The sequence below is a fragment of the uncultured Fibrobacter sp. genome, assembly GCF_900316465.1.
Taxonomy (GTDB): Bacteria; Fibrobacterota; Fibrobacteria; order Fibrobacterales; family Fibrobacteraceae; genus Fibrobacter.
The window spans coordinates 130,177-155,850 of sequence record NZ_ONDD01000002.1 but is presented as its reverse complement, the minus strand read 5'-3'; the positions used below and the strand labels follow the sequence as shown (position 1 = coordinate 155,850).

General features: G+C 50.7%; 19 protein-coding genes and 1 pseudogene. 13 read left to right on the top strand and 7 right to left on the bottom strand.

Going from position 1 to position 25,674, the window contains the following annotated elements; all coding sequences use genetic code 11:
- Positions 1-16 precede the first annotated feature (16 nt).
- The 7 genes and pseudogenes from QZN53_RS01520 to QZN53_RS01490 all read left to right on the top strand — a co-directional run bounded on the left by QZN53_RS01520 (position 17) and on the right by QZN53_RS01490 (position 10,557).
- Positions 17-1,282: a hypothetical protein gene (locus tag QZN53_RS01520; RefSeq protein ID WP_163436968.1), complete on the top strand. Its 1,266-nt coding sequence runs from the start codon at positions 17-19 to the stop codon at positions 1,280-1,282.
- Between the two features lie 32 nt (positions 1,283-1,314).
- The gene (locus QZN53_RS01515; protein ID WP_163436967.1) at positions 1,315-2,496 is read left to right on the top strand and encodes a LysM peptidoglycan-binding domain-containing protein; all 1,182 of its coding nucleotides are present in this window, start codon (positions 1,315-1,317) and stop codon (positions 2,494-2,496) included.
- A 40-nt stretch (positions 2,497-2,536) separates the two neighbouring features.
- Positions 2,537-4,600, top strand: a complete 2,064-nt coding sequence (locus QZN53_RS01510) for a cell wall metabolism sensor histidine kinase WalK (RefSeq protein ID WP_163436966.1) — start codon at positions 2,537-2,539, stop codon at positions 4,598-4,600.
- A 2-nt stretch (positions 4,601-4,602) separates the two neighbouring features.
- Positions 4,603-5,307: a response regulator transcription factor gene (locus QZN53_RS01505; protein ID WP_163436964.1), complete on the top strand. Its 705-nt coding sequence runs from the start codon at positions 4,603-4,605 to the stop codon at positions 5,305-5,307.
- A gap of 5 nt (positions 5,308-5,312) precedes the next feature.
- A complete protein-coding gene (locus QZN53_RS01500) occupies positions 5,313-7,838 on the top strand; it encodes a lipopolysaccharide assembly protein LapB (protein ID WP_163436963.1) in 2,526 nt (841 codons plus the stop codon).
- Between the two features lie 89 nt (positions 7,839-7,927).
- Positions 7,928-9,639, top strand: a pseudogene (locus QZN53_RS01495) (ABC transporter substrate-binding protein).
- A 108-nt stretch (positions 9,640-9,747) separates the two neighbouring features.
- Positions 9,748-10,557, top strand: coding sequence for a CDP-alcohol phosphatidyltransferase family protein (locus QZN53_RS01490; RefSeq protein WP_163436962.1), 810 nt, complete (start codon positions 9,748-9,750; stop codon positions 10,555-10,557).
- Here QZN53_RS01490 and mpaA read toward each other — a convergent pair.
- The 3 genes from mpaA to ruvC are packed head-to-tail and all read right to left on the bottom strand — an operon-like array spanning position 10,554 to position 12,517.
- Complete coding sequence (gene mpaA / locus QZN53_RS01485) at positions 10,554-11,246, bottom strand: murein tripeptide amidase MpaA (protein ID WP_163436961.1); 693 nt, start codon at positions 11,244-11,246, stop codon at positions 10,554-10,556. The two genes, QZN53_RS01490 and mpaA, sit on opposite strands and share 4 nt — an antisense overlap.
- An 18-nt stretch (positions 11,247-11,264) precedes the next feature.
- Positions 11,265-11,939, bottom strand: a complete 675-nt coding sequence (locus tag QZN53_RS01480) for a M15 family metallopeptidase (RefSeq protein ID WP_163436960.1) — start codon at positions 11,937-11,939, stop codon at positions 11,265-11,267.
- A complete protein-coding gene (gene ruvC, locus QZN53_RS01475) occupies positions 11,939-12,517 on the bottom strand; it encodes a crossover junction endodeoxyribonuclease RuvC (RefSeq protein ID WP_163436959.1) in 579 nt (192 codons plus the stop codon). Before ruvC ends, QZN53_RS01480 begins: the two co-directional genes overlap by 1 nt.
- A 77-nt stretch (positions 12,518-12,594) precedes the next feature.
- Between ruvC and QZN53_RS01470 the strand changes: the two genes are divergently transcribed.
- From QZN53_RS01470 to QZN53_RS01445, 6 genes are all read left to right on the top strand, one after another.
- On the top strand, positions 12,595-14,487 hold the full coding sequence (locus tag QZN53_RS01470; protein WP_163436958.1) for a CHC2 zinc finger domain-containing protein: 1,893 nt from the start codon (positions 12,595-12,597) through the stop codon (positions 14,485-14,487).
- A complete protein-coding gene (locus QZN53_RS01465; RefSeq protein ID WP_163436957.1) occupies positions 14,487-15,674 on the top strand; it encodes a glycosyltransferase in 1,188 nt (395 codons plus the stop codon). The genes QZN53_RS01470 and QZN53_RS01465 overlap by 1 nt, the downstream gene beginning before the upstream one ends.
- Positions 15,671-15,988 (top strand): Dabb family protein, encoded by a 318-nt coding sequence (locus QZN53_RS01460; RefSeq protein ID WP_072798675.1) that lies wholly within the window; start codon positions 15,671-15,673, stop codon positions 15,986-15,988. Before QZN53_RS01465 ends, QZN53_RS01460 begins: the two co-directional genes overlap by 4 nt.
- Before the next feature lie 74 nt (positions 15,989-16,062).
- Positions 16,063-16,557 (top strand): hypothetical protein, encoded by a 495-nt coding sequence (locus QZN53_RS01455; protein ID WP_163436956.1) that lies wholly within the window; start codon positions 16,063-16,065, stop codon positions 16,555-16,557.
- Between the two features lie 13 nt (positions 16,558-16,570).
- The gene (locus tag QZN53_RS01450; protein ID WP_163436955.1) at positions 16,571-18,430 is read left to right on the top strand and encodes a UbiD family decarboxylase; all 1,860 of its coding nucleotides are present in this window, start codon (positions 16,571-16,573) and stop codon (positions 18,428-18,430) included.
- Entirely contained in the window at positions 18,427-20,061 is a 1,635-nt protein-coding gene (locus QZN53_RS01445) for a hypothetical protein (RefSeq protein WP_163436953.1), read from the top strand. Before QZN53_RS01450 ends, QZN53_RS01445 begins: the two co-directional genes overlap by 4 nt.
- Here the strand turns inward: QZN53_RS01445 and QZN53_RS01440 are convergent.
- Genes QZN53_RS01440 through QZN53_RS01425 form a run of 4 tightly spaced genes read right to left on the bottom strand, consistent with a single transcriptional unit; the run spans position 20,058 to position 25,648 of the window.
- On the bottom strand, positions 20,058-21,626 hold the full coding sequence (locus tag QZN53_RS01440) for a 1,4-alpha-glucan branching protein domain-containing protein (RefSeq protein WP_294651065.1): 1,569 nt from the start codon (positions 21,624-21,626) through the stop codon (positions 20,058-20,060). The two genes, QZN53_RS01445 and QZN53_RS01440, sit on opposite strands and share 4 nt — an antisense overlap.
- Positions 21,627-21,665: 39 nt before the next feature.
- Positions 21,666-22,865 carry a DUF4912 domain-containing protein gene (locus QZN53_RS01435; RefSeq protein WP_294651062.1) on the bottom strand — a complete coding sequence of 400 codons (1,200 nt, stop codon included), beginning with the start codon at positions 22,863-22,865 and terminating at the stop codon, positions 21,666-21,668.
- A 24-nt stretch (positions 22,866-22,889) separates the two neighbouring features.
- Positions 22,890-24,131, bottom strand: coding sequence for a hypothetical protein (locus QZN53_RS01430; RefSeq protein WP_163436951.1), 1,242 nt, complete (start codon positions 24,129-24,131; stop codon positions 22,890-22,892).
- On the bottom strand, positions 24,128-25,648 hold the full coding sequence (locus QZN53_RS01425; protein WP_163436950.1) for a hypothetical protein: 1,521 nt from the start codon (positions 25,646-25,648) through the stop codon (positions 24,128-24,130). Before QZN53_RS01425 ends, QZN53_RS01430 begins: the two co-directional genes overlap by 4 nt.
- Between the last annotated feature and the right edge of the window lie 26 nt (positions 25,649-25,674).

Genomic DNA, 25,674 nt, shown 5'->3' with positions numbered 1-25,674 from the left:
TCCTCGCACAAACAATGTGCGTCGCGGCAAAGAACAGACGGAAGCCCCGAAGGCAGAAAAGCCTGTACGTAAAGCAGCGCTGACTTTTGAAGACATCAAGCAGCAGCTTGCCGCATGGGCCGAAAACGAACACATTCCAGGAAAGTTCCAGGCTTGGTTTACAGCAGATGCAAATCCGGAACATTCCGACTGGCGCATTATCAAGACTTACCGCGGACAGCAGGAATCCCTTTCCATTGACGCTCCCGCCCGCGGAATGGACACTCCCGAACTTGTTACCAAAGTTCTTGAACAAGTCAAGAAAGAACACCTGCATATTTTCAAGAAGGCTCTCCGCCAAATTTGGTTCCGCGCCGTCGGTGACGGACGCTATGCGATGCTCGTTCAAGTTAACCTGAAAGGCCGATTCTCTGCTCACGGTTACAAGACTTTCGTTGATTTTATACAAAGAAACTGTCCGGAAGTCATCAGTTGCCACCACATTCAGTGCTTACCCGACCAGCCTTTTGATCCGGCCGGAACGATTCCGATGAAGGTGGAAGCCAAGAGCGCTTTCGGTAGCGACTTTATGCCGATTGGCGAGACCGGGATCAGTATGCACGTGCTGGACTGGACGCCCCGAATTCATGACGCCTGGATGGGACTCCCCAAGCGCATTGAAGATGCAATCCACCCGAATGCCGAAGACTGCTTCTTTGAATTCTATTCCGGAAGTTCCTTTGTGAGTTCAACACTTGCGAGCCGATTCAAAAGAGTCGTTTCGATGGACTGCCGCGAATACGCCATGATGTCGTCGCGCTTGAACGCCCGCAACACCATAGATGACAATATGAAATTCATCCGCAGTCACGTGGAACAGGATTTCTTTGGCAAGTTCTTCAGCAAGCCCGAAAACGAAGGTCGCTGGACTTTCTACTTCAACCTGCCCGGCGACGAGCCGCTGGCACAAGGTGTTGCACAAGCTGCCGCCCTTTCAAGACCGGAACGAATTCTTTTACAGACCTCGAACCTCGAAGTAGCCGCACGCTCAATCAAGCAGTTCCGAAATGAGGGCTACATGCTCCGCAAGAATATCCCGCTTTACCTGGAACCGGGCTCCGGAAAGTTTGAAATTCTATTCCTGTTCGTACCTGACCGCGTGGGAGTCCTGGGGCAGAATCCGGTTCAAAAACAGCGTTCTAGGACCATTCAGCGCCCGCAAGAACGCGTTTCTGGCCGAAAAACGCAAGAAATTCCGCATTTTAGTCAAAAAGCCCCTACTTTTAAGCAAAGAAAAGGTTAAATTATTGATATAACAGTCTTTAAGGGATTATTATGCGACTTTTGAAATGTGCATCCATCTGTCTGGGTCTTTCTGCTTTGTTGGCGTCTGCCTACATTGTCAAGGAAGGCGATACCCTTTGGGACTTGAGTGACGAATTCCTCAAGGACCCCTTTGCCTGGCCAGACCTATGGGAAAACAACCGCCACATCGAAGACCCGCACTGGATTTATCCGGGCGACTCCATTTACCTTGGCGATTCCATTCGCGAAGGCAATGTGCTGCAGGTCGAAAAGAAAAGCAAGTACCCCTGTAATGCAACCATTTCGGATTCCGCCCTCCCCAAGGGCAAGGGTCTGACAGTCGCAAACGCCGGTTGCGATGATGGCGACGAACGCAATAGCGATTTCGAAGGCATGCTCGGCAATCTGCGCGATAAAGACAAGAAGGGCATCAAGAAACCCAAGGCCAATGACGAATACTACTACAAGCAGCGTCCGGCCCCCAAGATTTTCAATGGCTACTACCAGATGCACGCCCCCGAAATCTACACGCTTGATTCCCTGAAAAAAGACAAGCGTTTCATTTCGATCAAGTCAGGCGAAAAGAAGGAACCCCTGATTCACATGCCTGAAACGGAAGTGGTCGTGGGAGTCGGCAAAAAGACGAACGCCGACCTGAAGCGTGGCGACCTCGTCGAAATCATTGATGCTAAAGCAATTAACGTTCCTGCAGCTAAGGGCAGCACCTTCGAAAAGTATGCGCTGCTCCGCCTTGCTGGCATTGCAAAAATCACCGCTATTGGCGATACGCTTTCTCGCGCCAAGATCGTGACGAGCTTCCGCGAAATCAAGATCCACCAGGCCAAGGCAAGACTCAAGCAGCCGCTCAAGACCATCAACGTGTCTGGCTATAGCAAGGTCAAGGAAGCCAAACTGAACGACCTGGCCATGATTCGCTACTCCATGGACCCGATGCTGATTATCGGCGCATTCTCGTATGTGCTTGTCGATAAAGGCATTAACGAAGGTTACAACACTGGTGATGCCGTCGCTATTTGGGAAGAAGACAAGACAGACGAATCGCTCCCGCCCCGCCTGATTGGCCGCGGCATTATTGCCAGGGCCGCAGACAACGAATCGAGCATTCTCATTCGCGAACTCTATTCCAACAGCAGACGAATTGAAGTTGGACACAGGGTATCGGTGACCCACCGTGCGCAGATCGTCAAGTAAGAGAATCGCACTAAGCCTACAAGTTCTATAAGGACTGGCAATGCAGGTTTCACGTAATAATCTGCTGTTCGTCCTATTGTTTGCGGGAGGAATCGTCCTCCCGACGGCTATTCTTTCGTTTCTGAGTTTTAGAAACATCCAGAATGAAATATACCTGTCGCAAAAGAATTTCGACGAAAACCTAAACGCATTCCAAAACGAAGTCGAAGAAGCGATAGAAAAAGAACAGTCCAAGATTTACCAAGAAACCAAGGCGGCATCGCTATTCCTTTACGAACAGCCGCAGGGGCTCCTGGACTTTGGACACGCCGCCGAATTCAAGTCGGTAGAAGGACTAGACGCAATCTTCTTGTTCAACAACGGGAACTTGATCTACCCCGACATGACGTCCAAGAAGTTCTTCAAGTCGTCCAACTTTTCGAACAGCGTCCCCTCTACCCTAGACAAGAAACTCTATCAAGTTGAAACAAGCGGTTTAAAAGACAGCATCGCGCAAAGGATTTACCTGGAACAGCGGTCCCGGAGTCTTAGACCCACCAGTTTTTTCTTTGAATCCAAGGAAGAACAAGTCCAAAACATTCTTGGACTGATTCGTTTCTACTACAAGAACAAGAAATACGACGAAGCACTGCACCTGCTTGAAATTCTTGAAAGCAACCCGCACCAACAGGGGTACTTGCACGCCGACTTGACTTACGCCGTCTACCTGCTGCATTTTGAAATTTTGGTATTCCAGAGAAAGCACCAAGAAGCACAAGACTACTGTCTTTCGGTATTGGCACAATTCCTGGACAAGCAAAACATCGACGACATTTCGTCATCTAGGTATTTCTTTGAATCGGCCTTTACGCAGATTCTTTCATTTGAAAACCTGTCGCAAGAAAAACGCGAAGCCTTCTGGAACCTGCGAGAAAACTTCAACCGCCAGCTGGGGTACATGGACATCCTGTATTACAACAGGGACTTGTTCCATGAAATCCTGAACGACGACGTTTCATCAAAGGAAGGTATTCTTTACAAGAACACCGAAGAGATTACCTTGTTCAAAATGTCGTACCCGTATCTTTCGGGAGACCAGGTAGTCATTGCCGTCATCAACAAGGACGCTTACAAGGCACGTCTTCAGAGCAAGCTCAAGGCAGTCGTACAGAGCTACAAGAACATCCCCTTCTCGATTACCGAAAACAGCGACAAACTGATTATGGGAGAAATCCCGGAAGGAGCCCCCATTATCGCGCAGCATTACATTTCCGACGCTTTCGAATGGGAATTCACCTTGTACGAAAAAGACATGCAGGACATTCATAAAGAAACGAGACACCGCATGTTCTTGATGTACGGGCTTATGCTTTTCGCCCTCATCACGGTTATTTTCGGTTCGTTCTTCATGTTCCGATTCATTACGCAGGAACGCAAACTTTTGGCCATGAAGGCGAATTTCTTGTCCAGCGTTTCGCACGAATTGAAGACTCCCCTGACCTCGATTAAGATGTTTGCCGAAATGATGGCGCGTGGGCGCTTGCAGCGCGCCGAAAAGGTGCAAGAATATTCCACGCTCATTGGCAAAGAAGCCTCGAGACTTGAAAACTTGATTGGCGCTATTTTGAATTACACCCGAATGGAACACGGCACAGGCGCCTTCAAGTGGGAACGTTTAGACTTTTCTATTTGCGCAAAGAAAGTTTTTGACGCCGTCGAAGACATCGGTGTCGAAAAAGGGCTTACTTTCTACACGCACTTTGAGCCCAACGTGTTTGTGATGGGCGACTATACGGCGCTATACAGCTTGGTTCAGAACTTGATTGACAATGCCATCAAGTATACCGAAGCCCCCGGAGATATCAAGGTCGATGTCAAGAGCGACAGCGAATGGGTCATATTCTCGGTTGCGGACACCGGTATCGGCATTGCCGCTTCTGAACAAAAAAATATATTTAATGATTTTTATAGAGTGGGTGACGAAATGACTCGAAGCACCAAGGGCTCCGGGCTCGGCCTTGCAACCGTCAAGCGCGTTGCCGAAACTCACAAGGCAACCATTTCGTTGGTCAGCAAACCCGGAAAGGGATCCACGTTCACCGTCAAGTTTAAAAAGGCAGAATAACCATGAACTTCAAAATACTCATCGTAGAAGACGAAGAAATCATCCGCTTTGGCCTCCAGGACAACTTTGAAATGGAAGGTTACACCGTTGAAACGGCCTGCGATGGTGAAGAAGCGATTGCCAAGGCGGATTCCTACCAGCCCCATTTGGTGCTGTTAGACCTGATGATTCCGAAAAAGAGCGGCTTTGAAGTTTGCCGTTACATTCGCAACAAGCACCCGGATACCTATATCATTATGCTCACCGCCAAGACTGAAGAAACGAGCAAAGTCGCTGGGCTTGAAATGGGAGCCGATGACTATGTGACAAAACCGTTCTCGATTTTGGAGCTTCTCGCCCGCGTCAAGGCATTCCGTCGCCGCATTGAACCACAAAGCGGTAGCACCTCGGTTCAAGTTCCCGAAGTTCTTGAATTTGCAAACATCAAAATCAATGTCAAGAAATTCGAAGCGACCAAGGGCGGCGTGCCTCTGGACTTGACCACCCGCGAATACTTGATTATGAAATATTTCTGGGCTCACCGCGGCGAAGTGATTTTGCGCGAAACCTTGCTTAAAGAAATTTGGGGCTACACCGACGAGAACATGCCCTCGACCCGTACCGTCGACAACCACATTGCAAACCTTCGCCGTAAAATCGAAGACGATTTGGACAACCCGAAGTTTATTATCTCGGTGAGAGGCGCCGGCTATAAATTTGACGCATAAAAAAGATGGCTGATAAACGGTTAAACATAAGTCCCTTCGCTGCGATTCGCACGGCATTGACGCTCGTGTGGTTATGCGGGCTTGTATCTTTTGCCTCTGCCGAAAAGATGGAAGCGGCCATTCAAGAAGCGCTTTATCTGTTCGAGCTGAAAGGCGAAACCGCAGACGCTATCAAGATGCTCGAAAAAGCCGCCATGCAAGGCGACGAAGACGACAAGGAAAAGGCTTATTTTTACCTCGGCAAAATCCAGGAACTTGCAGGCAACAAGACTTCGGCCAATTTCTACTACGAGCAGAGCTTGGCAAGAACGAGCGAAGTTCCTAAGGCTTACTGGCTTTCAGAACGAGAAAGCGCTACCAGTAGCAAGCCCGAAGCTTTGTTGAAAGCTCCGATTCAGTTAAAGAGCCCGATTCAGAAAACCTTCGGCAAAGATCCGACTTTCTTGCTTTTGAATGACGGTTCCATTTGCAAAATCAAGGACGACCGCCTCGAAAAAATCGCGACGGTTCCCGCAAACAAGCAAATTTTCAATATCGACCGTCAGGGAATCTGGTACCAGCCCATAGACCAAGATAGTCTTGTATTCAAGGCTTTCTATGCCAGCAGCCCGAACAAGAGTTTTCCGATTACAGACATTACACATCTGGTGGTTGATGGAAACAGGGTGATTGTTCAAGGCGAAAAGCAGCTTTCTATCCTGAACAACAAGCGAATTGTAACGCAAGTGGCCGACAAGTACAACGGCTGCGTGCCCGAAGGATTCTTTGCCCCCACCAATGAATTCGTCTTGAATTGCACCGACAACGCGCTCCACTTTATTTCGTCGGAAGATGGTTCTACCAAGAAATCTATCGCCCAGTTTGATGTGATTCGAAACGTCTTGATCGACAAGAACATGCTCTTCTTGGTTTCGGGCAATTACCTTTACGGCTATATTCCTAAAGCAAGAACGTCCCCGCTCTGGAAGATTTCAGTCAGCAACATCGAAAGCATGTTCCCGTTCGAACGAGAAATTGTTCTGCTCGAAGCCTCGGGAAGAATTTCCTTGATTGACAGAAGAACCGGCATGATTCGAAAAACCATTCGAAGCGACGCCTCCTCGATTCACCCGCTTGCCAAGGGAACACTTGGTTTATTCTCTGGCGAAGGCGCCATTACCGCTGTCGATACCATTCTGAATCCGCTGTGGCATTTTAACTTCACAAAGCCAATTGAGCAAGCGCCCATTTTCACGAACGGGAATCTCTATTTGTACTTTGGCGACCGCAAGCTGGTTTCGCTTTCGCCGCATTACTACGGCAAGAAGGTGATGCTTTCTGAAATCCTAGCCCAGCAAGCGGCATACCTCGCCGAACATGAAGAATGGGACGACTTGCCTGGCGTACTGGATTCCCTGTTCAAGCTGGAACCCGGCAATGCTGAAGGCTGGTTCTTTAAAGCATTGTACCTAGAACAGAACAGCAACAATGAACGCGAAAAGCAGAAAGCATGGTCAGAAGCCGTTAGACTTTCGAGCGGCAATCCGCAAACGACCCAGCTGATTTTAAACCGCTACAGCAAAGCCATTGGCGCAAAGTTCGTGACGTTGCTTCCGATTTCGCCCAAGACCCGCTACCCGCAATTCTTTAGCGGCAAGCGAAACCTGTACACGATTGACCCCGCCGCCGACAGACTCTTCAGCATTAACGCCGAAAATGGCGAACTTCGTTCTGCAAAATACATTGGAGCCCTCGACAACAGCCCCGTTATCGACAACGACGAAAACACTCTGGTTATCGCTTCGGGCTACAACATTTCGATTTACGATTTGAACAAGGATGTTTCCCCAGCCAGCTTACAGCTTCCGGGAAAAGCATTCAAGATGAACGTGACCGAAAACGCCATCTACGTTTCGACATGGAACGGATTCTTGCTCAAGATTTTGAAGCCCGACAATAAACTGGCCTGGTCGAGAAAGATTTTCTCCGTACCCTTCTTGCATTCCAAATCGGACAAGACGATTTATGCCTGCAACCTGGAAGGAGAACTTGTCGCACTTGATGACGATGCCGGACAGACCGAAGAAAATTCCGCCCGCAAGATTCCTGGACAGATTTCACATTTGCTCAGCGCAGACTCCATTACCGCAGTCGCAAGCGGCAACAAGCTTTATCTATTCAACTTCAAGAAGAAAGACGCCACCCCGCTCCAGATTCTAATGGAAAATGCAGTGTCTTCTTTGCAGGTGATTACGGATCACGGCGAAAGGAAATTCCTTGTCGGTCTTTCGGACCAATCCATTTTGCTTTACTCTGAAGCGGGCGCCCCGCTGTGGAAATTCAACGGCAAGAACGCCGTGTTCCCGAAGCCCTTTGTCAAAGACGGTTTTGCCTGGATTGACCAAGGAAACGAAGTCATAGGCATCTCTTTGAAGTCGGGTAAAAAAGAGAGGAAATACAGCACTCCAGGCGGCGCTGGCACGCCGTTTATACTGAATCATACTTTGTTCAGCGCCTCTCCGAAACGCCTGTTGTACGGATTCACGCTATAGCGCCAAAAATGCCCTAAAAAAGGGCATTTTTTTTATCTTGTAAACAAATTTTGGTGGTTTTTTTGTTAAAAACACACTAAATTTAAGATATGGATTATGGGAATATAAAGAATTCTTTGGGATGCACGGTTAAACATCGTGCTCGATATTTTTTCACTCTGGCTTCTACACTTGGGGCATTCTTCGCTATCGGTTGTAACGAAGAAACCAAGCCTGCTCAGGATAAGCTTCAGTCGGAATACGAACGCAGCGAAACGCTGTATATCGGTGGTTTCGACTGGACGCCACCTTCTTCTTTCAACCCGTTGGATTACAATCCCAACTTCCCTATCGACGGCAACAGCCGCATTACCTACGAGTCGCTGCTGACCTACAACCAGCTGACCGGCGAACTCGAGCCCATGCTTGCCAACAGCTACACCAGTGACGAAGACAAGATCACGGTGCACCTGGATACCAAGGCAAGATGGAGTAACGGCTCCCCCGTTACCGTCGACGACGTTCTTTACACTTTCAAGATTGACTCCTTGCTGCCCACGCCGCGTCACGGCAACTGGCAATTCCTGAGCGAAATCACCAACGATGGTGGCAACAACATTTCGTTCCATTTCAGCAAGAACAAGAACCCCTTGATTATCTTGAACGCCATTGCCGAAACCTCGATTCTCCCGAAGGCCGTATTCGAGCCGCTCATCCAGGGGGCGAAGTCCGGCAAGACCTACGACATGAACCGTATTGCCGAATTCAAGAACGATTCTATGCCGGTGGTTTCGGGACCATACAACCTCAAGACTTATTCCCCCGACCAGATTGTCCTGGAACGTAACGACAAGTACTGGGGCAACTATAAGTTCAGCGGAAAGAAGCCCTCTCCCAAGTATATCATCCATTCCCTGTACAACAGCAACAACGCCGCAACGAGCCGTACCACCTGCCCGGTTCCATCACGACACTTTTCATTGCGCACACCCGCACTCCGTTCGATGACGTGCAGCTCCGTCGTGCCATGATGCACGCCATCAACTTCGAAAAGATCAAGGCTCGCGCCATTTCGAACTACACGCCGGTGATTCAGCCCGGGTTCATCTTGCCCTTCGGCACCGAATCCAAGTATTTCAACAAGGAAGACGCCGAAAAGTACGGATACTCCTACGATGTTGAAAAGGCCAAGGAAATCCTTACGAAGGCCGGCTATAGCTGGGATGAAAGCGGAAGGCTGTTGGACAAGAATGGCCAGCCCGTCCGTAGCTTCACCATTGAATGCCCGCAAGGCTGGACCGACTGGGAAGATGCCATCAAGGTCATCGTTGAATCCTTCAATGAAATCGGTCTTGCCGCCGAAGAAAAGTTCGTGGACTACAGCGTGTGGGACAGGAACCTGCGCCTCGGTACATTTGACCTAGCTATGAAGACTCAAACGGCTGAACTTTCGGCAGCATCTCCGTGGAACCGCTTTGACCAGGTGATGGGCTCCGTTTCTTACAGACCCATTGGCGAAGAAGCCTTTGCCAACCAAGGTCGTTACAAGAACGAAGATGCAGACAAGCTGCTTGAAAAGATTCCTGCTCTCACCGACGAAAAGGAACTCACCGAAGCCTATTTCGCTCTGAACAGGATTTTCATGGAAACGATTCCGGTACTTCCGATTATGTACCGCCCCACGCAGTTCTACCAGTTCTCTACCAAGCACTGGACGAATTTCCCGACCGAAGAAAACCCGTATGCACCGCCGCAGAGCCTTGTGGTTGCCGCCGGCGTGAAGGGTCTTTGGAAAATTGCGCCGCAGCCAAACGCGAAGTAAAAAAAAAACGGAATTACAGCTTTTGAAAACGCCCGTTTACAGGGCGTTTTCTGTTTTCAGCCAGCAAAAAAACTATTTTTAGCTTGATACTTCTTAATGGAGGCCCCTATGGGTAAATCTCGTTTTATTTTGCCGAATGCGTTTACCAGCATGAATTTTCTTCTGGGCGTTTTTGCCATCTGTTGGGTGACCGGCGCATTCAGTTCCTTTACAACATCTGATCCTATTCGCACCGGTGCCTATTTCATTATCTTGAGCGTTCTCCTGGACAAGCTGGATGGCTTTGCCGCCCGTCTCGTGAATGCAAGTTCCGAGTTCGGCGCCCAGTTCGACAGCCTTGCCGACCTGATTGCCTTTGGCCTTGCTCCGGCCTTTACGATTTTCTTCGCCTATAAGACCCTGTCTCCGGAATGGTTCCAGGCCAACGGTGCGCTCCTGATTGTCACCTTCTCGATTTACGTACTTTGCGCCGCCATGCGCCTCGCCAAGTACAACGCCTGCGACAGCGACACCTACCACCACCACTTCTCAGGCCTTCCGTCCACCTTTGCAGGTGCAATCAACGCAATCCTGGTGGTATACCTGAAGTCCAACGGTCTGTTCGAAAATCCCGAAAGCCCCATGATGTTCATCCCCGTTCTGGTGATGCTCGTTACTGGACTTTTGATGGTGAGCCCGCTCTTCTTGCCCAAGCTCCAGCCGCGCAAGAACCAGCTGTTCAACATCGGCCAAGCAATCCTGATCGTGATTACCTATATCTGCGGATTCCTGTTCATTTCGGAAAAGGTTCCGTTCATTCTGGAATACTTGCTGGTTCTCTGCTCCAGCTACCTGATTATCGGATTTACGGTAGGCCTTGTTCAGCGTAAGCGAATCATCGAAAACGCCGAAAAGAACAAGATCGAGGAACGCCGCTAGACGTTTTCAAGCCATTCGGCAAACGAATGGGCGTAGCGGTCAAACAAAGCCTCTAAAGACATTCTCGGAAGTTCCAGGGTGATACACTCTGGACTTTTTTGTTCCTTGCACCAAGTGCCGAGGCTGCCGGGAGTCGGATACCCGATATCGGCATGCCAAGGGATGCCGAACGCTTCGCATAGAGATTCGACCATAGGCGTGTTCGCAGGAGCGTCGACACAGGCCATAGGCGCATGCATCGAAAGGATCGCCTTAGGCGCAAGCTTTTGGATTAGAGCGACAAGTGCGGCCGTTTCCAGTTCGCTTCCGGGAGCATTCCCTGCCGAGAGAAGCGTGTCGCGCGGGGCCTCTAGAATAGAGCGGGAGCCTACAGGTTCCTTGCTCCAATTGGAGGTCGGGAAATTGCGGTTCAGGTCTACCCCGTTGAAGTTTCCGCGGGTGCCAAGCGTGACGCCATCGGGATTGGCGCAAAGGACGAAGGCGACTGATTCAAAAGGAGTTTCGAATGCCCGGAGCACGCGGCTCAGCAAGAACGTGGTTTCGGGTTCTTCGCCATGAATTCCGGCGACCACAAGCACGCGGCATGGGCCGGAGCATGGGATATAGCGCAAGGGCGTACCGAGGGCGGAGCGGCCATATTCGGCAAGAGGCATGCGCAAGATTCCGCGGGATTCAGGAGAGAAGTTCATAGTCTACTCCGGGAACGATTACACGAAGTAAGGGTAGATATAGTTTTCAGCCAGCTTTTCGAGATTGTCGAGCAGCGCCGATTTGCAAGCGATATCGGTCTTTTCGTAGAGGGCGCGAAGCTCTTTCAGCGAAAAATTTTCAAGGTACTTGCGCGAGGTCGGCAAGTGCGCGATATGCCACTTTTCGGGCTGGATTTTACCGCGACCAGGCACGAAGACGCGCTCGAAGCCGAAGGACTCGCCCGCCCCGACAAGTTCGGTCAGCTTTTCGTGGAAGGGGCGGAACATACCGTCACATTCGGCGGGTGTGAGTTCCACCTCGTAGCCGGCGGGACATGCATTGCCGTCGACCACGTCTAAATCAGTCCCCAAATGGTGACGGCTTGCGCCAGGGAGCGCCGACCAAGTTAAAATCGCATACATCAATTCTTCTTCGTCGCTTGGGCGCTCCATGGGGAGTCCTTCGGCGGAAAGAAGCTTGAGTTCACCGCTAGCCTTACGGTTCCAAATCGAAAGCTGACGTTCGAACGGGCGGTAGGCGGATTCTATGCGGAGAGCAAAACCGGACTTCGCAAAAGTCTCTTTTAATTTGTTGTAATCGTCGAGAACCAGTTTATCAACGATATAGCCATCGACCTCGACAAAATCAGCAGAGTCAACCGGGCGAAGGCCGTAACAAATCTTGGAGTCCATCAGACATGCCCTCCCATTTTTTCAATCAAATCTAACCACTGCTTAGTCGTCGCCTTCTTTTTACGCACGACCTTCTTTTTGCCAAGAACCTTCGAAACCGCATCGTTCAGCGGCGAGGGGCTGGCATGAGTCCACGCAATCGCAAGCGCGTCGGAAGCATCCAGCGGAAGATCGCCACCCTGAATTCCGAGGCGGGCAAAAATCATGTTGGCCACCTGTTCCTTGGATGCACCGCCATCGCCTGTAACGGCTTGCTTGACGGCACGCGGGCTGTATTCGCTATAAGTCATTCCGCGCTTACGGCATGCCACAAGAACAGCCCCACGAATGTGTCCAAGCACCAACGCGCTCTTGGCATTCTTTGCAAAAAAGATTCCTTCCATCCCGAAAGATTCGGGCTTGTACTTGTCCAGCAATTTTTCAAGTCCAGACACGATATGCAACAAGCGGTCTTCGAGCGCATGGCTTGCCGGAGCATGCAAAGTTCCATATTCCAGGACCTTTACTTTTTGCGCACTAGACTCAATAAACGCATATCCGGTCGTAATCGTGCCGGGATCTATTCCAAGGACAATCATACCCTAAAAATTAAAAAGATTTACTACCCTATCGCAATAGAAATAACTAGATTTCTAGTGTATAAAAGAGGACTCCTATGATTATTGACCAAGAACATGCAGGAATTGTCATGCGAGCCAAGACCCATCCGCGACAGCTGGGAATTCCTTTAAGTCGCTGGGGCCGAAACCTGATTGCATGCTGCCCGTTTCATTCTCCCGAAGAAACGTCTTTGTTCTTTTATGATGCCCTGGGTTACTGGCGCTACCGCTGCTTGCAGTGCGGAAGCGAGGGCGACCTCGTTGAATTTGTAATGCGCAGCCGCTTTAACGGCATGGACGAACCTGCCGCCCGAGCAGAAGCTGTTAACTTTTTGGGTAATCTCGAGCCGGAACACGACCTGCAAGAAGAACACCCGTGGATCAAGGAAATCGGTGGCGAAAAGTCCAAGGTACTTGAAAACTTTGTGCGCTACTGCCACTGGGCCGCTTGCAAGAGCCCCTCTTCTGCAGAATTTTTGGCTGCACGCGGTTGGAGCATCGGCCAAGCTCAGCTTTACGGCATTGGCTATTATAGCGGTGATCCGGAACCGTTCGTGAGTTTTTGCATGATGTCGGGCATTGAACGCCACCAGATCAGTTTCTATCTGGACAACCTGGACGCCTACCACGAACCCCGCATCACAATCCCTGCCCGCAATTCCAAGGGTCTGATTCATTCCGTTTACGGACGCCTGATTAACGAAAACGACGGACAGCACACGTATGTTTCTTACGCCTCGGGCCCGGGCGACATTCCGTTCAACATCCAGTCCGATGTTACAAAGCCGATTGTCGTGGAAGGATTCTTTGACGCCTTGACCGCAGACCTCGCCGGCATTCCGGGCGTGGTTTCGACCATGTATCAGGAACTCTCCCTGAGCCACCTGTACAAGCTTAAGGCCTGCGGTGCAGAATCGGTGACAGTCATTCTCCGTCGCGAGAATGATCGCCGCGAACAGGAATACCGCATTCAGAAATACCTGAAGATGGCCGAGCGCCTCAATCTGAAATTCAAATCGATTGTCCTTCCGAAAGAAGAAACGGTCGACTTGGTTGTCCGCAAAAATGGTGCAGACCAGCTGCTTTCGCTCGTCGAAAAAACGGAAACCGACACGGTACACACGCACCGTCGTTCCATGCTGTTGCAGGACATCAAGGAAAACTTCGATACAGCCATGGGTTGTCCGCCCGACGTAAGTGTCGGCTATGCGCTCAACACCTTTCCGAAACTGACTCAGGAAATTGACGGTATCCAGTCCGGCTGTTTCTATGTGTCTTCGAAACCGTTCGGTCTCAAGACCACGCTCCTTTCGAGCCTTGCCTTGGACATGATCCAAAGCAATCCCAACCTCAAGCTGATTTACATCGCCCTTGAAACGCCCCGCCGCCAGATCTTTGACAGGCTCGTGGCCATGCTCATTGGCGAATCGGTGTTGACCGTTCGCAAGCAGAGCGAAGACGAAGCCGTGAACCAGAAGATTCTGGAAGCGACACGCGATTTGATGGCATTCGTGCGCAACAACCGCCTTGAAATTTGGGACGACCAGAACGACTTTAACAATATCGTACTTCTCCAGAACCTGAAAGAAGAAATCAGGGAACACGGGAACCTGGTCGTCATCATTGACGGCATTGACCACTTGAAGGTCGCTGACCACGCCGACCTTTCGGACATTCACGAAAGACGTTCCTCGGCGATTCTCGACCTGTACAAGGCTCTGGACATTCCGATGTTCTTGGGCGGCGAACTCGTCGATTCCGAAAAGGGACTCGTGGGCCCGCGCGCCTACCTGCGCGATTCCGACGCTATCTACTGGCTCGAATCCAAGGGTGGCAACATGTTCTTGACAGTCGATTCCAAACGCCTCGGTAACAACCAGCTTTACCAGGGAACGCTTTCGATTGACCCGGCTTCGAACCGCATGCAAGAAGAAGCCGAGCTCGAATAATGTTCACGATTGTCGATTTCAACAACTTCTGGAGTCCTTCTGGCGGCGGCGTCCGTCGCTACCATTTGCAGAAAATGGCTTTTTACGAAAGTCAGGAAGAAGTCCTGTCCGTTTTCGTGATGCCGGATTCCAAGACTTACACCGAGCAAAAGAGCAAAGGACTCATTATTGAGCACGTGGAAGCGTACCGATTCCCGGGCAAGTGGGAATACCGCTTTATGTGGAGGCCTTCGCAGATTAGGCCCGTGCTTGAAAAATACAAGCCTCAAGTGATTGAAGTCGGTTCGCCCTATATTTTGCCGACTGTGGTGCGTCACGTGGCCAAGAAGGTTGTGCCCGAAGCGATTCTTTTGAGCTTCTGGCACGCCGACTTTCCTATTACCTACGTGCAACGCCCGGTTGCGAATAAGTTTGGCCGCACGCTAGGCATTTTGGCCAAGAAGGTCGCCTTCTGGTACGCCAAGCAGGAATTCAAGCATTTTGACGGCATCCAGGTTTCTTGCGACGAAGTCCTGAAGCGACTCGAAAAGAATCACTTGCCGAAATCCCACTGGATTCCGCTGGGTTGCGACATCAAGATGTTTTCGCCCGAAAAGCGAGACGAAAAGCTTGTTTTGCAACTGAAAGCCGGAAGGCCGGAACGCCTCACCATATTCTTCCCGCACCGTTTTTGCGAAGAAAAAGGAATTGAACTTTTGCTGGGCGCCTACCCCCTGATTGCAGAAAAGCTTGGATGTGAACCGGCTCTCGTTTTTGCAGGCACAGGCCCGTACCTGCCGCAAGTGGAAGAAGCCGTCCAGCAGCATTCTCACATTCAGTACGCCGGTTTTATTTCGTCTATCGATGAAATGGCAAGGCATTACGCCAGCGTAGACCTTGGGCTCGCCCTTTCGGGCTGGGAAACCTTCGGCCTTTCGATTCTCGAAAGCATGGCCTGCGGAAACGCCCTGATTGGGGCAAGTACCGGTGCAGCCGCCGAGCATGTGCAGAACTCCGGCGCAGGCGTCATTTTAAGAAAGCGCACGCCCGAAGCCCTGGCAGATGCCATTGTAGAACTTTACCGTTCGGATTTAAGCCAAAAGAAGGCTAACGCCCGAACCTACGCCGAAAAATTCAGCTGGAACGATTGCTTTAAGAGGCAATTGGACCTGTACAAACAAATTTATAACCAAAAGAGGAACGCATGATCCGTCACATTGTTTTTTGGAAATTGAAGAGCGAAGCCGAAGGTGCTACCGCAAAAGAAAACGGCCAGAAGATGGTCGACGCTTTCCACGCCTTGGCTGGAAAGATTCCTGGACTCTTGAGCATTGAATCGGGTTTGAACTTTAACAAGGCCGAACTAGGTAACGGAGACGTGGAATACGATATCGCACTTGATACAACATTCCACACCAAGGCAGCCCTCGACATTTACCAGAACCATCCGGAACATTTGGCAATCGTTTCCTTCGTCAAGAAGGTCGTGACTGAACGTCGCGCAGTCGATTTTGAATTTTAACAAAGTGCAATAAAAAGCGTAATTTATTTTTTTACTGCACTCCATTTGAAAATTCTTTTGCTAAATTATTAGATATGGTTCAATACAGTCAAACTTCATGGCAGGAATATACTCTGGCAAATTTGCTGGAGACCATGCGCTATGCGCCCATGAACGTGACTATCGGAAAAGTACCCGTTATTCATTACACGTTGCCCCAGGCTATCGAAGCTGGTGAAACAGTCCGTTACACGGTAATGGTCGGTTTCCGCAAGATCAGCTGGACAGGCCGCATCAGTGCTATCAATAACGGGAAAATCATGGTCCGCTTGGACAAGGGACCTTTCCGCGGTTTTAATGCGAGCCACATGTTCACTGACGAAGGCAATTTGACCGCCTGCTACGACGAATTCTCGTTCCAGGGGTTCAATGAATTTCCGGAAGAAGTCTTCGCCAAAGTAATGGACCGCGCTTCGATTGTTTACGCAATCGCTAGCCGCAAGGACACCCGCGACGCCCTCGCCGCTATCGAAAGCAAGAAACAGACCCAAGGGTTCAACGCCATCGACCAATCCGCTACCGCCGGATAGCAGCGAGAATTCCATGTACAAAAACTTGGAACAGGCACTGCTGGATCTTGAACGAGCTGGCATGCTCAAACGCATTCAGCGTGAAGTAGATCCGTACCTGGAAATGCCCGAAATCGCGCGCCAAGTTTTTGAGAATAATGGTCCGGCCATTCTTTTTGAGCATGTAAAAGGGAGCCCCTTCAGAGCCGTCTGCAATATTTTCGGTTCTCAGGAGAGGCTCGATTACCTGTTCCGCGACACCCTGAAAGGGACCCAGACAGCGGTCCTGTTCAAGTCGAACCCGGTTGAATTCTTTAAGCACGCCTCGCCCGCCAAACTTTTGAGGGCAGCCCGCACAGGCCTGCATTCGCTCCCGAAAAAGAGCGGAAAACTTAAGGATTTTAAGGAATGCAAGCTTTCAGACTTGCCGCAGCTCGTTTGCTGGCCTGAAGACGGAGGCGCCTTCGTCACGCTTCCGCAGGTGGCGACTCGCCCCGCCGAGAACGCCTCGGTCATGACGACGAATGTGGGCATGTACCGCGTGCAGATTTCAGGAAACGATTACGCCAGCGACGAATGCGGCCTGCATTACCAAATCAAGCGCGACATCGCTAGACACCACCAGAAGGCCATTGAAGAAGGCAGACCGCTCAAGGTCAGCATCTTTATCGGAGGGACGCCCGCGCAGACGGTTGCAGCCGTCATGCCCATGCCCGAAAACCTGAGCGAACTTCTGTTTGCTGGCATGCTCGGCGGCAGGCGGTTCCGTTACTTTATTCACGACGGCTACCTGGTTTCGAGCGACGCGGACTTTTGCATTCTGGGCGAACTCCAGCCGGATTTAAAGCCCGAAGGCCCCTTCGGCGACCACATCGGCTACTATTCCGATAGGCATCCGTTCCCGTTCTTGAAAATCAAAAAAGTCTTGTGCAAGAAGAACGCCATCTACCCCTTTACGGTCGTAGGGCGCCCGCCGCAAGAAGACACCTTATTCGGAAGCTTTATTCACCAGATAACAAAGCCCATGGTTCCGGCATCGATTCCGGGACTTGTGGCGCTCCATGCCGTCGATGACGCCGGAGTCCACCCGCTTTGCCTGGCACTTGCCCACGAACGCTTTAGGCCCTACGCCAAGCCCGAAGAACGCGAGCCGCTGGAACTTTTGAAAACGGCTAATGCCATTCTCGGATTCAATCAGGCGAGCCTGACCAAGTACCTTTTGATAGCCGCCGCCGAAGACGAAGAGGCCGGCCATAAAATCGACGTCAACGATGTTGCCGGATTCTTCGGACATGTGCTGGAACGCATCGACTTTAGCCGCGACTTGCATTTTGAAACAAGCTCGAGCATCGATACGCTCGACTACACCGGAAGCAAGCTGAATCATGGTTCCAAGCTGACAATTGCCGCCGCAGGCATCAAGAAGCGCGAACTTCGCAATAATCCCGAAGACTTGCAGATGCTCAAGATCCCGGGAATCACCTCGGCCAAGATTCCGATGCCGGGCGTGATTGTTTTGCAAGGTCCCGCCTACGATAGCGCAGACCGCGAAAACTTCAGAGCACAAATTGTAGATGCTCTCGCCTATTGGAAATTCCGCGAAAATTACCCCTGGATTTCGATTGTCGATTCCGCACCCGCGTTAGACTCTTCTTTGGACTGCGGCAATCTTCGCGATTTCTTGTGGCTGACCTTTACGCGTTCGGACCCGGCAAAAGACGTTTTCGGTTACCGCGCCCACTTTTGCGACAAACATTGGGAATGTAAATCGCCGCTGATTATAGATGCTCGCATTAAGCCTCATCATCAAAAAGCGCTTACCGTTCCCGAAAAAATCCGCGAGCGTGCGCGCCAAGTTTTGGAGGAAGAAAAAATTTTTTGGGGGTCTAAATGAAACGTTTGGGTTGGATAACCGTCCTTTTTTTGAGTCTTGCGACACTTGCTTATTCAGGCCATGTCTGCGGCACCGCCCAGATGATGGATTACCTTAAAAACAAGAATAAGACCATCAAGCCGCTGAACGTCCCCAAGACCGCAGCGCTGTCTACAGGCACGGCATGTACAGCCAGCGACTTATACGACAGCGTTTACACTCGCACGACCAAGCACTTCGAGATTTTCTATACGCTCGAAGGCCCTCACAAAACCACCAAGGCCTACATTGACTCCCTGGAAAAAGCCCTTGAATATGCATGGGACTTTCATGTGAATAAATCGGGAATGCGCTCGCCTAAAGGCTATTACGAGACATACCACTACGAAAAACCTGTCCAAGATGGTCTTTATCCGGTTGAAGTCATCGACATGTCGACATTGCGCAATTACCGAACCTTCTTTAGAGAACCCTGCTATTACTGCTTCGGTCTCACGATTCCAATGAACGAAGATGAAAGCGAACTGCTAATTGAAAACGATTTCAAGCATGTTCCAAAGGGCGGTGCGATTACCGATTCCGTTACCTTTGGCGATAAAACCTGCCCTTACTCCCGCGCTAACGAAGATTTCACGCACCCCATTTACAACTACACCTATGCCAAGAACTTCATGGCAGCTCTCCGCGTGACATCTATCCACGAACTCTATCACGCCATTCAATTCCGCTATTTGAACACCTCCGTGAATTTCTGGTTCGAGGCATCCGCTTCCGGTGTCGAAGAAATTGCAGCCCCTGATGTCGACGATTACTTTGAACACCTTTCGTCTATGGCAGAAAACGTCGGAAAGCCGTACCCCACTCTTGACAAGCCATATGGTGCAGGCATTTTGTTCTTGTACCTGCATAACCATGTGGGCCACGACGTAAACAGACTTATTTGGGAAAACTTCAATAAAGAACCCAACAAGAATTTCCAATACCAGTTAACGCAAGTCGCCAAGAAAAAGAACCTTTCAGCAGATTCCCTATTCCACGATTTCGCCACAAGACTTGTATTCACTGGAAAGAGAAGCGAATTGGTTGACAGCTCGTTCATGATAGCCGACGACCAGTCAAGATGGCCAGAATTTAAAACAGAAGCGCAAACAAAATCTTTTGAAGCCCCCACGCTGAGCTACATCGCCTACGATTACAAAACCAATGGTTCTCCCGACATGTCCAAATTCAAGGGCAGAGCCTCTGCCGTCGCCATCTATTCGGACTCCTACACCATCCGTTTCTTGCCGACAACCAACAGCATTGATTCCGCTAAGACAGAATTCTACGGCAAGGGGAATCCTGATTCTACCCTTTGGGTATTCAGCCGCTTTTTCGAAGACGAGCCGATTCCAACCGTATTCAAGGATTCCACCTTGCGCGCCTACCCCACCCCCTGGCGAGAAGGCTCTCTTTGCTTTACGCCGCTCCCGCACAACAAGGATTATATTGAAATCCGCAATCGTCGCGGCAACCTGATTACACGAATCAAGTACAGCACCAGCACCCATTGCATTGACGAACGCGAAGTCAAATCGCTTCTTGTGCCGGGCGTTTACCGCTTTAGAATCGGCAACAGCGGAAAGCTGAAAGATTTTATAATTGTTTATTAAAGCCAGCTGAAGATATTGTTGGTTTCTTCAAGCTTCGGCAAAATAGAACTGGCTGCCGGCTTATCAGTATTGCGTAAAATCGCCTTGCAGGCCTCTGCAAACAATTCATGCCCATTGTTGTAATGGTCGTCCAATCGACGGCGGGCATAGCCTTCTGCCGAATGGTTATGAATCATGAACGCCCAATCCGATGCTTGGAACAACATGAGTTCGCGTTCCATCTGCTTAATGTAGCGGGTCAAGAGTTTTCCACGCGGAGACCCCACGCCCATTTTTTCGCGGATAGACATCAAATGGTCTATCATGGCGCGCATGCGGTAAGATTGCGGATAATACTTGTCCGTTTCCCCGTTGATCCAAACAGAGCCAAAGCCGCCTTCGCCCCAGCTTGAAAACGCCGGTTCATGCGCATCGGGGTCTGCAGAACTGGTCATTACCTGGTCGGCACCTGCAAATTCGATCACCGACGAGGAGGCCGCACGCATCAGCATTTCTTCGAGGAAAATCGGGCCTTCGAACCACCAGTGACCAAAGAGTTCCGCGTCGTAGGGGCAAAGCATGGCAGCCTTATGGCCTTCCATGTTCACCAGCAATTCTGAAATCGTCGCTTCGCGGTTCACTACGAAAAGTCGCGCATGGTCTTCGGCGAGTTTCATCGCGTTCCACGGGCGGTAAATTTCCTTATGTTCGCCACCGGTAATGCGGTTGTACTTGAAGCCCGAATCGATGGGAGTATCGCCGGCAAAGAAGTATTCGCCCAAGTAATCGCGCGGGCGGTTTTTAGAAATGTCGGTAAAGAATTCGCGGTACTCAGGGTGGCCCGGATAACCTGTACGGCGACTCCAGACTTCCATCGAACTCTTCTGTTCGCGGCCCATGCAGTAAAGCCCCTGCGTCGTACGCAGCGGCGTGAACACGCCGTACTTGGGCGTGGGCGAAGCAAGCAATACGCCGTGAGTTTCCAAGAAAAAGTAGTGCAGGCCGAATTCGGCAAGGTACTTGTCGAGCCCCGGGAAATAGCCACATTCCGGGAGCCACACGCCCATGGGCTTACGGCCGAAAGCACGTTCAAATGCCCGCACCGTTACATCGAGCTGCATGCGGATAGAAGCAGGATCGCTCTGGTAGGCCGGCAAGAACGGGTGCGTGCCCACGCAAGTGAGCAAGTTCAGCTTTCCGGCTTTTTCAAGTTCCAGGAATTCTGCCAGCAAATTGCGATGGATACGGTTTTCCCACAAGTCAATCAGCGTGTGCTGGCGAGAAAGGTAAAAATGCGAAAGAGTCTCTAAATCCGTGTCCGCGTTGCGAGCGACTTCTTTTTCAATCAGCTTGAGCTGATGTTTCAAATGCTCCGAGAACTTATCGAGCAAGTTTTCGTCTGAAAGCATTTCGATGAGCGGGGGCGAAACGCTCAAGTTAAGCGTCCCGGGCACGCCCTTTTCCAAGAGACGGCGCATTGCCTGTACCAAAGGCAGGTACGTTTCGGCAATAGCTTCAAAAAGCCAGTTCTCTTCGAAAAAGCGTTTATATTCCGGATGCCGCACAAAAGGTAAATGTGCGTGCATCAGGAAAATGATTTTTCCGGGAGCTCCCATTAAAACGGATTACTCCGTGCGCTTTACGACAATCGGAACGATCGTGGTCGGGAAATCGCCATCCTTGTCGGTCGCAAACACCGGAATGATCTTGGTAGAATCCGGCAGGTCTTCTTCAAAGCTGAAGGTGCCATCCGGGTTCAGCGGGAACGGTTCGCCGCGCACCTGGAGGTGTGCATCCGGACGAGTACCACCATAAACGATCAAACGGGTCTTGACCCACAGGAAGAAATCCTTACCGTAGTTCACGGAATCCTTGGCCACTTCGATGTTGTTGGACTGCAAGGCAGCGCTAGAAAGTGCACCGGAGAACATGGATTCAGAAGAACTGCCGAAGTTTCCGCCCAGGCTCTTGAGCCAGGATTCAGCCGTCTGGCTCGAGAATCCAGAGCTCATGAAGTTACCGAGGGTGTTACCGCCGAGAGAAGCCTTTGCAAAGGCATCGTCTGCAGCAGGAGCGGCAGCGGACTTGTCAAAAGTCATGACCGGAGCCGATTCCACGATAGGCATAAAGTTCTTGCCGGACACGGCACCGAGAACGGCGACGCAGGACTTACCGGCGGTATTTTCGACATACCAGCTACGAGCATTTGCCGGAACTTCGACATCGCGGAACTTGCGCTTCTTGCCGCGCTGCACCGTAAGGTCATCGGCAATGTCGAACAGGCGAAGAACAATTTTCCCCTTACCGTGCTTCGCTTCGTTAATTCTGTTTTCGGACACTTCCCAGAAGGCATGCATCCAGTTCGGGTCCTTCTGCATGAGCACCAGGTATTCGGCGTCAAAGGACTGAGCGAGCTTGGCAACTTCCTTTTCGGATGCCTTGGACTTTGCAGCAACCTTCGTTGCAGCGGCCTTTGTTGCGGCAGCCTTTTTAACTGCAGTTTTTGCAACCGTCTTTACAGCGGTCTTGACGGCCGTTTTGACAGCGGCGGCCTTCGTTGCAGCAGCCTTGGTTGCGGTTTTAGCAGTTGCTTTGGCAGCAGGCTTTTCTGCCGTCTTGGTTGCAGCAGTCTTAGCCGTAGTCGTCTTCTTGGCGGCCACCTTCTTGACTTCGTCCGAGATCTTGGAAACCTTCGTTGCTGCAGCCTTCTTCACCTTGGCCACAGCCTTCACGGCCTTTTCTTCGGCGTCTTTCATCGCCTTCAAAGTCGTGGACTTTGCAGTTTTAACCTTGGATTTTGTTTCAGTCTCTTTTTTTATAGCCATACTAGGCCTCCTTCATTAAAAATCCTACCTGCGCTCCTGTCCCCAAGTTGCGATACCGGTCAAACCGATTCGCAGCCCGACGAACATTTCTTCCCATTCCGACTTGGCATCGGAGAAGCGCTTGCCCCCCTGGAAAGCGACATCGATTGTAGTCCCCTTACGACCCAGCGGGAATCCGCCGCCAATCGAGCCACCCACCTCAAAAACATCCTTGATGTACCAGTTTCTGTACCAGGCACCTGCACGGTAGTTGATACGGTTCCAGTAAGATTCATAGAACAGCGGGCTGCCGTCAAACTGGTAACCGAGCGAAACCATAAAGTCCGTCTGGGTTTCTGTCACCTCAGGCATATTCCAACCGCCCGCAATGTTTTCGATATCCTTGTCCCACACGCGCCAAGTCAAGTCCATCATGACATTGTGGCGCTTTGCCAAACGGTAGTTGATACCGGTCGCAAGCATGGCGGGCACATCGATTTCACGCTTAGCACGAGCCGATTCCAGCGTATCTAATTCGCTGAATCTAAAGTTGTAGTCCAGCGTGTTCAGCAAAGTATAGCCCGTGGTAAACGAGAAAAAGTATGAGGCGTTTTTACCGCGATACTGGAGGGCACCCGTGTAGTATGCCGGATGGTCCTTGATTTCCCAAGCGCCTTCGACATAGTCCGAAAGAATGTAGTCGCCCGTTGCCCAGGAATCGCTCTTGTCAATATTTTCGTTGTTAGCGCCAAGAGTCAAGTTTCTGGAGTTATTACCCATCACGACGTGAGCAGAGGCACCCAAAGAAAGGGAACGGAAGAACGGCAAGCGGACAGCGTAAGTCGGAACGAGTTCGTAGACGCTACCCTTGTATTCCAGCTTTGCATTCGCATGGGTTTCCTTGTTCTTGTATTCGTCTTCAAAAGACGCTGCATAATGCTGCCACAGCGAAAGGCCCATTGCACCGAACGAACCCATGGGGAACGAAAGGTTGAAAGACGGCATCGACATGCTGGAATAGGCATAATGCTCGCCATTGTCACGGGCACCATCCAGTTCCATCGAGAAGTTCAAGTTAAAGACAACCTTCGCATCAAAAGCCAAACGAGCCGGGTTCACGACCGAAAGACCTTCGGCATCACCCGTCTTGGCGTTACCGGCAAAGCCACGGCCAGCAGCCGAAGCCGTACCGCCCATGACGTTTTCTTCGCCCAAGGCATCCAAACCGATCATCGAAGAAAAAGCAAAACTCGAAAATACACCTAATGCAAGCAAAAACTTTTTCATTTTTCATCCTCCCGCTTAGAGGCAAGCCATAGCTTGAGCGTCATCGGATTCTCCATCGCCGTCGAGAAATCGTAGCGGGCATAGTCAAAGTAGCTAAAGTACCTGTAGAGAGTGTCGTTCTTGGTTTTATAAGTCGTATCGCCCTTAGCAGAGATCACCTTCGTTTTGGTGGTGATAATGGTATCCTTATAAACCGTCATCTTTTCTTGCAAGAACGGCCAACCAATACGCATGCTGAACTTCATGCCACGGCCATCGCTTGCCTTGTTGAGGAAGTCGCGGAAACCATACGACAGCTGAAGCGTCAAAGAATCGCCGTCATGGAAAATCAGGTTCTGGTGGCCTTCGCTCAAAATCACAGCCGTATCAAGACGATACCTTTCCATACGGCGGTATCTGAGGTCAGCGGTATCCAAGTAGCGCTGGTCAGCACTATCGATATAGGAACCCGTCACAATCTGGATCGGGTAGCCCAGTTCATTGCTGCCCTTGGAGTCGTCGCGGGCCATCGTGATTTGGGCATGCACTACAATCTGGCGAACGTCGGTACTGTCGCCCTTGGTGAACGGGAATTCATCGCCATAGAATTCGGACAAGGCCTCAAGGATAGGTTCGGGCGGAATTTCCACCACCAGGGAATCGAAAAGTCCACCGCCATGGAGGATGGCGCATTCCGGGCATTCTTCTTCGTTTTTCAGGATATTAGCCATACGGAACGGAGTCGGAGTGGGCTTCATGTAGGTCGTAGAATCGGAAAAGAGCACCAAGGACGGCGGATACGTAGACGATGCATCGCCATAGAAGCGATAGAGGCGCGTTGCCTTAGGTGCAGACAGGCGCAACTGCAAGTGGGCAGAGCCCTTCACCTTCTTGAGTTCTTTCACCAAGGCAGACGGAAGGTCCAAATGAATCGAGGTGGCCGTATCGTTTTTCACACGCTTCATGTTGACCACGGTATCGGCAGAGCCATCGCTCTCCCACTCCAGCAAATCCTTGTACCAGGTAGAATCAGCAACCTTGGTAATCTTGTTAAAGTACGTCTTATAAGAGTCCTTGCTGTTCGTTTCGAGTTTCCAGCTCACCGTCACATCGACATCGTCGTCAAACGGCAAGGAATCGCTAGGATACTGTTTTGCATTGTAGAACGTACGGAGCCATGAAAGAACGAGGAACGCACCCGCAGTATCGGAGCTGCTCATCTTTTTCATGAAAGTCGTATCCGAATAGGCAAAATCCAAAACCAGGTCGTGCGAAAGGTTCGAAACACGTCCAAGCACCGCATTTACATCGGCAGACTTCGGAAGCGTATCAAAATCCACCCTGACCGAAGCCGGTTTGATGTTATTGATGGTCAAAGTCTGTACTTGGTAGCTGCTCGGAAGGCCGCGGTCCGAAAGCCACGATTCCAAGCCATTATCGTCAGAATCAAACAAGCAGGACGTCAACGCCATGGAGCATAGCAACGTCACCACAATCAATTGTGTCGTTTTCAACTTTTTAAACAATGTTTTCTTCACTCAGTACTCCGAGTCTAGTCTGTAAT

Coding starts and splice junctions, on each gene's coding strand:
- QZN53_RS01515 (WP_163436967.1), top strand. CDS start 1,315: ATGCGACTTTTGAAATGTGCATCCATCTGTCTGGGTCTTTCTGCTTTG.
- QZN53_RS01510 (WP_163436966.1), top strand. CDS start 2,537: ATGCAGGTTTCACGTAATAATCTGCTGTTCGTCCTATTGTTTGCGGGA.
- QZN53_RS01505 (WP_163436964.1), top strand. CDS start 4,603: ATGAACTTCAAAATACTCATCGTAGAAGACGAAGAAATCATCCGCTTT.
- QZN53_RS01500 (WP_163436963.1), top strand. CDS start 5,313: ATGGCTGATAAACGGTTAAACATAAGTCCCTTCGCTGCGATTCGCACG.
- QZN53_RS01490 (WP_163436962.1), top strand. CDS start 9,748: ATGGGTAAATCTCGTTTTATTTTGCCGAATGCGTTTACCAGCATGAAT.
- mpaA (WP_163436961.1), bottom strand. CDS start 11,246: ATGAACTTCTCTCCTGAATCCCGCGGAATCTTGCGCATGCCTCTTGCC.
- QZN53_RS01480 (WP_163436960.1), bottom strand. CDS start 11,939: ATGGACTCCAAGATTTGTTACGGCCTTCGCCCGGTTGACTCTGCTGAT.
- ruvC (WP_163436959.1), bottom strand. CDS start 12,517: ATGATTGTCCTTGGAATAGATCCCGGCACGATTACGACCGGATATGCG.
- QZN53_RS01470 (WP_163436958.1), top strand. CDS start 12,595: ATGATTATTGACCAAGAACATGCAGGAATTGTCATGCGAGCCAAGACC.
- QZN53_RS01465 (WP_163436957.1), top strand. CDS start 14,487: ATGTTCACGATTGTCGATTTCAACAACTTCTGGAGTCCTTCTGGCGGC.
- QZN53_RS01460 (WP_072798675.1), top strand. CDS start 15,671: ATGATCCGTCACATTGTTTTTTGGAAATTGAAGAGCGAAGCCGAAGGT.
- QZN53_RS01455 (WP_163436956.1), top strand. CDS start 16,063: ATGGTTCAATACAGTCAAACTTCATGGCAGGAATATACTCTGGCAAAT.
- QZN53_RS01450 (WP_163436955.1), top strand. CDS start 16,571: ATGTACAAAAACTTGGAACAGGCACTGCTGGATCTTGAACGAGCTGGC.
- QZN53_RS01445 (WP_163436953.1), top strand. CDS start 18,427: ATGAAACGTTTGGGTTGGATAACCGTCCTTTTTTTGAGTCTTGCGACA.
- QZN53_RS01440 (WP_294651065.1), bottom strand. CDS start 21,626: ATGCACGCACATTTACCTTTTGTGCGGCATCCGGAATATAAACGCTTT.
- QZN53_RS01435 (WP_294651062.1), bottom strand. CDS start 22,865: ATGGCTATAAAAAAAGAGACTGAAACAAAATCCAAGGTTAAAACTGCA.
- QZN53_RS01430 (WP_163436951.1), bottom strand. CDS start 24,131: ATGAAAAAGTTTTTGCTTGCATTAGGTGTATTTTCGAGTTTTGCTTTT.